Source organism: Pontibacter qinzhouensis (genome assembly GCF_008017455.1).
Lineage (GTDB): Bacteria > Bacteroidota > Bacteroidia > Cytophagales > Hymenobacteraceae > Pontibacter > Pontibacter qinzhouensis.
Genome location: NZ_VRTY01000181.1, coordinates 1 through 5,226, shown reverse-complemented (window position 1 = coordinate 5,226; position 5,226 = coordinate 1). Strand labels below are relative to the sequence as shown.

The following is a 5,226-nucleotide window of genomic DNA, read 5'->3' as shown; positions in this document are numbered from 1 at the left end:
AATTTATTCAGTTTTTCGCTAAGTAAAGAAGGTGAGTAATCTGGTGAGTTGGTTTCAGCCTTCTCTTTTACCAGAAAAAGCCCAAAAACTTCAAATCAGGACCGGCACCTGTTTAGATGCCCTGGATTTAAGTGACAAATGCACCTTTGGAGTTACTACCTTTGGCTGGAGACCTTTTAGGCAGATTTAAGTAAATACTCAAATCTGACAAAGATAGAAAGATGTGTATTTGATGCATCCTTAAACGGATGGCTGAGCAAGTGGCGGCAAAAGGACAGTTCGCCCGTAAAATTCATTGGAGCTTTACTGTCAACACCGCCAGAGAAGAGCTGGAGAAACAGTACCACAAGGTAAAGACTGACAACCTGTTGCCTAATAATTAAATTGGGTAAGCACCAAGTACAAACTAAAAAAGTTCTGCCAGATAAATCAACTTGCTTCAGTGGTCGCTTCTAAATTATTCGAATGAAAACAGCCTCCAGAAGGTTTTGCATCCGAATTTTGCCAAGGGTATATCCGGTATTTTTTACTTGAATGTACTTAGTGAAAATTTCGCTAGCTTCTTCTTAGTAAGAGGCTTTTCACAATAATCCATTATGGAATATTTTTTGGCATTTTCTAAATCCAGCGGGTGTGCAGAGCTACTAAGTAAAGTAATTTTGATCATCAACTAAGTAATACTACTTTGAGCAATTTCATTTGAATTTAAGCGGTAACAGATTAAACCAATACTTTCCCTTGTATTAGGGCTTCCTGGTAAGCTTGTTCATTAAATCGATAATAGGTCGGTGAGCGATGAGCAACGTTTTTTTTCTGATCATTCGTCTTTTCAATCAGCTCCAGGGAAATTAGCTTATTAGGGAAATTAGATGCATTTAGTGTTTTGCCCGACATAACCTCATAAAACTGCTTGATTTCTTTAAGGGTGAACTTAGGCGGCAAGAGACGTTTACTCAGCGGAAAGTGATACAGATGCATGCGCATTGTAGCCAGCGCTTCCTGTACCATTTCATCATGATCAAACCCTAAGGGGGGAAGCTGGTCAATCGCAAACCAGCGACACTCGCTGGAAAGAAAATCAATGGTGGGCTTAACTTTGACTATATCAGTTAGGGCATAATAACCAACCGATACAGTACTGCCTTGCAACCAGTTGGTTTCGTCTAAAGTTATGCCAGTAAGACCAGTTAATTTTTCCTGAGCAAATGCGGGAGAAAGGTGGCGGCCGAGATTGCCGAATGTCTTGAATTGGCGTAAAAACAAATCTTTAAGACCAGTGCGCTCGGCTGTGATACGAGCCGCTGCCTGATCTAAGTTTTCGTCTTTCCGGACGTAAAAACCAGGCAAGCACCACATCGTGAAAAATTTATGCTTACTCAGTAAGATCTGCAACTGCCCATCAATATATCCGAAGATGGCACAATCTACTGTCAGGTGCGGGCGGTAATTAATGTGTCCGTTCTTAAAAAAATCAATCGCTTCCTGTAAGTTTTCCATATGACAGGTAACTTATTTTACTACTTTTATTAAATTTTAACAAAAGTAGTAAAAAATAAATTACCTTTGTTTTATTAAAATTTAATAAAAGCTTTTTTTAATGTGTTTTAGTTAAAAAAATCGCCGGCTACTTAACCACCTGGCTATCTAATTAGCAACAACCCACCATACTCATAACAGTTATGAAAATAAACAACGTAACAAGTAAAATAAATCATAATATACTCTGGCCTAATTGGTTAGATAGCCTATGCACCTTGTTTAATGGCAGGCTAATCAGGGCGTTCTTTCTACTCATTACCCTGATAAGCTTGCAAAGCTGTTTGGAAGAAAGCGTAGAGGTTACCGGCTGTAACACGAAAACCTACTTGCATAAGGAGCCTATTAGTCTTCAATTTCAGGTTGCCATTTCAGGAATAAATCTGATAGCGACCTTTGTAAAGGAGGATTCTTACTACAACCAGGACTCGACGGCATCTAGTGTGATAATGGCCGCACCAACAGCTTCCTTTTTGAAAAATCATACCGCCGATACGGCCGTATTTCAAGGCCGTCAGGTTCTTACATTGCAGCCTAAGACTGGTGCTAGCGGCCATCATATTCTGTATATTCACGGTGGCGGATGGGGAACAAACATCGGACCTGAAAACTATGACGACCTGTATGCCCAGGTTATGGACCGCACAGGAGCAACCATTACGCTACCCGATTATGGCTTGGCTCCTTATTATAGTTATCGGGAAGCCTATAGCTTGTTTCAGGTCGTTTACGATGATTTGGTCGCCAGGGTGGGGGCTGAGAATATCATCATTATGGGTGAATCGGCTGGCGGAAACCTTTCTATGGGTTTCACGCAGAAACTGAAGATCGAAAACAGGCCGCTTCCTGCGCAGACCATCCTGTTGTTTCCCGCGCTCGACGCTACTTTTTCCAATCCGGCCATTGATAAACTTCAGGACCCGATTTTAAGGGTAAAACTGGCTCGTGAGGCCGTTACGGTTTGGGCGGACGGCACTGATTTAAGCTTCTATCAGATCAGTCCTATTAATGGACCTTTAGAAGGCTTGCCACCTATCAGTGTGTTTATTGGAGGCCGCGACATTACCAGCCCCGATTGCCTGAAATTAAGGGATATGATGAACGCCAAATGCCAGCCTTTAAACTTTTACGAGTATCCCCAAATGATACATGGCTGGATGTCGGCTTTACCGAATGCCCCGGAATCCAAAAAGACCTGGGAGCAAATAGCCAATCTCATTAACAATGGACAATAACATCAGCCCTTTATTCACGACCAATCTACAAACTCCATACATCCTATGAATCGATTCCTTGGTATCAGTTTATTAGCCGTTTGCTTTTTTGGGGTTCACTCATCGTTTGCCCAGACCAGTGTGGATCGCACGACCCAGTTTATTAATTTAGGGCTCGGTTTCCATGGCCCTGCTTACCACTCGGGTCGGCGCCCGGCCTACATGGGTAGTGTTGATGTCGGGATAATGCCTAATGTAACGGTAGGGGTTTCAGGAAGCTATTTTCGTCGCCCCCTCTCCGAACCTTCTCAGTATAGCGCCTATTCGGTGGGTATCCGAGCCTCTTATTATGTTAATTCATTGCTGAACCGACACAATAAAAAGATGGACTATTACCTGGGAGCCGGGGTTTCGTATTACTCGTTTACTTATTCGGGCTTGGTAAGCAATAAAGGCAACGTGTTTGTCCCCGCCCATGTAGGAGCCCGGCGGCTTTTTGGGGAAAGGTATGGTGTTTTTGGTGAATTGGGCTTCAATGATATAGGCTTCCTGAAAATTGGTTTAACCCAAAAATGGTAGTGCTACTCCTGAATGAAGTTTACTAGTTGTCTTAAGATCAATAAAAACAGGATTCAGGCACTATAGACCTTTAATTTCAGTCAAAGCGTCATTTAGTATAACGTCAATAGTGGTTGCAAAACTCAATTTCCCTGCATTACTGTAAGTATTGACAACTATTCGGAAAAGGCCAGAAAAGCAGGTGCGAAAATAGAGCTGGTTCGGATTCTTTTTGCAGATCATCCAATATTCGGTATTCCCGGAAGTATTGCGAACCAGGGCTATAGACAGATAACGTTCAATTGGTTAACCAAACTTGGCCTTGCTCCAATTCCACGATAAAATTCTACTTAGGAACAAATAAATAATTTATTATGAAAGAAAAGCAATTCAACACCTGCAATAAGAAGCTGCATATTGTTCCTGAAGTATCCACAATAAATAGATGGGCGAGGTTAGTAGTAAATGCTACGTTCTTGCTGTTCACGTCTATTTTATTAACGCAATGTGGACCAAAACCATTCTCTAAAGTACTCCGTCCATTAATTAACAGCACGAACCCTGTAAAACTGGGTCCTTACAAAGAAAACATAAAAGATGTAACCGAGCACAAACTTATAAAAATTCCTGTAGCGGGCGCACCAGATGCAGGTTTGATAATATATACATCCAATACATCAACGGATCAATTAAAGCCTATCCTGTTTTTAGTTCACGGAGGTGGCTGGATGATGGGTACAGCAAATCAATTAGGTCCATTTTCTAAACTGTTAGCGTCAGAAGGTTTTGTGATAGCCTCTCTTGAATATTCACTTTCTCCAGAATATAAATATCCAACTCCAATTCAGCAGTCAGCCGCAGCTATTGCCTATATTCAAACCCATGCCAAAGAGTACGGGGCAGATCCCACCAAATTCTTCATAGGTGGCAATTCAGCAGGCGCTCAAATATCGGGTCAATTAGGCGCAATGATTACCAATGATGCATTTGAGAAGCAAGTAGGGATAGCTATAGAGATGCCCGTTGCTCATCTTAAAGGCATTATATTATATTCCGGTCCATACAATATGGAAACTGTCGGGAAGAACAACTTTCCGGGTTTTAGAAAATATGTATGGGGCTATACAGGACAGAAAAAATATGAACGCTATGCAAGAATTGATGAACTGTCAGTAGTGAAAAATGTGACTTCTGATTACCCTGCTACCTACATGACAACAGGAGATGCTGACCCATTGGAGCCTCAAACTTACGAGCTGGAGGCAATACTCAAGTCCAAAGGTGTTGAGGTTACCACACGTTATTGGACAGGTAGTAATAAAAAATTACCACACGATTATAACTTCAATCTTGAAACGGATGCCGGACAAACGGCTTTTAAAGATGTAGTTAATTTTATTAATGCTAAATCATTGATAAATTAAGTAGTAAGTAAAGTTCAAACCGCGAACTCATGATATTCAATTTATATTTATCTGATTTTATAGTATATCCGTTCGGGCATTTATATAATCCCATAATTATTAAAAACTACAGAAAACTCATTTGGATGGTCCATTTTACTCACTTTTTACCAGAAGCTAGCAACAGCTGTCCTTTTCTTAAAGTATAAGAGGAGTAGGATAAAAATATGAAAAAGGAGCAGACTAGAACGATAAGAGCGGTTAAGCTGTATTAGGAGAAAAAGATTGAGATAGAGTTTAGCTTTTATAGCTACATAAATAATCTAAACGAGTTTTCTGTAGTTTTTAATATGAAGCTAACTTTCTTCTATGGAAACAATCATACACTTTAGAACACAATCCAAAAAGGAATTGGGTTTTCAAAGCCCAACCCCTTTTTTACTAATAACGCGAGTTTTGGGTTTAATTAATTGTGAATCAGTAGTTAAGACACAAAAAACAAGACAGCGCCAAAA

At 40.5% G+C, this 5,226-nt stretch carries 5 protein-coding genes; 4 read left to right on the top strand and 1 reads right to left on the bottom strand.

What is annotated here, in order from left to right; genetic code table 11:
• Window positions 1–248: 248 nt before the first annotated feature.
• Window positions 249–383: a hypothetical protein gene (locus FVR03_RS25095; RefSeq protein WP_255474380.1), complete on the top strand. Its 135-nt coding sequence runs from the start codon at window positions 249–251 to the stop codon at window positions 381–383.
• A gap of 337 nt (window positions 384–720) precedes the next feature.
• Here FVR03_RS25095 and FVR03_RS23700 read toward each other — a convergent pair whose 3' ends face one another.
• Window positions 721–1,497 carry an NUDIX hydrolase gene (locus FVR03_RS23700; RefSeq protein ID WP_147924256.1) on the bottom strand — a complete coding sequence of 259 codons (777 nt, stop codon included), beginning with the start codon at window positions 1,495–1,497 and terminating at the stop codon, window positions 721–723.
• Between the two features lie 182 nt (window positions 1,498–1,679).
• Here FVR03_RS23700 and FVR03_RS24675 point away from each other — a divergent pair, with 182 nt between their 5' ends.
• The 3 genes from FVR03_RS24675 to FVR03_RS23685 all read left to right on the top strand — a co-directional run bounded on the left by FVR03_RS24675 (window position 1,680) and on the right by FVR03_RS23685 (window position 4,732).
• Complete coding sequence (locus FVR03_RS24675) at window positions 1,680–2,771, top strand: alpha/beta hydrolase (RefSeq protein ID WP_147924255.1); 1,092 nt, start codon at window positions 1,680–1,682, stop codon at window positions 2,769–2,771.
• A gap of 120 nt (window positions 2,772–2,891) precedes the next feature.
• Entirely contained in the window at window positions 2,892–3,329 is a 438-nt protein-coding gene (locus FVR03_RS23690; RefSeq protein ID WP_147924254.1) for a hypothetical protein, read from the top strand.
• Between the two features lie 353 nt (window positions 3,330–3,682).
• A complete protein-coding gene (locus FVR03_RS23685; RefSeq protein ID WP_147924253.1) occupies window positions 3,683–4,732 on the top strand; it encodes an alpha/beta hydrolase in 1,050 nt (349 codons plus the stop codon).
• Window positions 4,733–5,226: the final 494 nt, after the last annotated feature.